Origin of the sequence: Massilia pseudoviolaceinigra (genome assembly GCF_030846505.1) — a bacterium.
Classification (GTDB): Bacteria; Pseudomonadota; Gammaproteobacteria; order Burkholderiales; family Burkholderiaceae_D; genus Telluria_A; species Telluria_A violaceinigra.
Map to the genome: position 1 here is coordinate 1 of NZ_JAVCWL010000101.1, position 1,226 is coordinate 1,226.

Sequence of the window (1,226 nt, forward strand, 5' to 3'; positions counted from 1 at the left end):
CTACGATGCCCACGGCCGGGTTCACACGATTCGCGCGCCTGATGGCGTCACGACAACGCTGGACTACACCGAGCGCGGATGGGTCAAGTCGAAAATCGTATCAAGCGGCATAGACGTAAATAAGCCTTCGCAGAAGACCATATACGTCTACAAGCCTTCAGGTCAGATCGAGATGGTCACGTTCCCCGACAATAGCGTGACGAGGTATACCTACGATGCAGCCCAGCGGCTGACCTCCGTCGTCAGCGGTCGTGACGAGAGCATCGAAAGCATCATTTATACGCTCGACCTCACTGGCAACAGGATCAAGGAAGAAGTGCGCGACCACAAAGGCAACCTTGTACGCCAGATTACCCGCACCTTTGACAAAACTGGCCGTCTGACGAGCCAAACCGGAGCTGCACGATGACCCGCCGTATTCTCAGCCGTTTGACGTCCGGCGCACTGATTGTTGTCATGACGTATACCCCGCTGCTGGGTGCCTATACCGGCACCCTCGCATCGGCGCAGTCGGTGCCGGAAGCGGCCACCAGTTACAAGTACGACCTGGTCGGCAACCTCAAGGAGGTGACCGATCCGCTGGGACGGGTAACGAACTTCACCTACGATCCACTCGACCGTGTAAAGCAGGTGGAACAGCCGCTGACCAACGGCGCACGCCCGATCATCAAGTACGGTTACGACGGTATCGACCAGGTGGCAACGGTGACCGATCCGCGCAACCTGGTGACGCGTTACGCCGTTGACGGACTGGGAAATCGCAGCGAGTTGGGAAGTCCTGATACGGGTCTCACAAAATCGACCTACGATGTCGCCGGCAACCTGAAGACGAGCATGGACGCTCGCGGTAAAACGACTACCTATTTTTATGACGCACTCAACCGTCCGACCCGAATCGACTATACGGGCTCCGTCAGCACGACGTTTGAATACGACGGCGACGCCATTCAGACACCGACTGCGGCCGGCAAAATAACGCGGATGACGGATGAGTCGGGTAGCACAAGGTACACCTACGATGAATTCGCGCGCCTAGCGACCAAAACCCAGAACACGATCGGAGGGGGATACAACACAACCCACACTCTTGCCTATGATTACGATGGGGCCGGTCGGCTGACGAGCGTGACGTACCCGAGCGGGAACCGCGTTAACTATGGTTACAATCAAGCGGGCCAGGTAACCAGCATCACGCTGAACCCGGTGCAATCCGGCGGTACCGGCAC

The 1,226-nt window shown here is 57.7% G+C and carries 2 pseudogenes; both read left to right on the forward strand.

The features are described from left to right. A pseudogene (locus RBA40_RS33230) lies at positions 1-409 on the forward strand (hypothetical protein); the annotation flags it as partial. Continuing rightward, positions 406-1,226: pseudogene (locus RBA40_RS33235) on the forward strand (hypothetical protein); the annotation flags it as partial. The pseudogenes RBA40_RS33230 and RBA40_RS33235, both read left to right, overlap by 4 nt.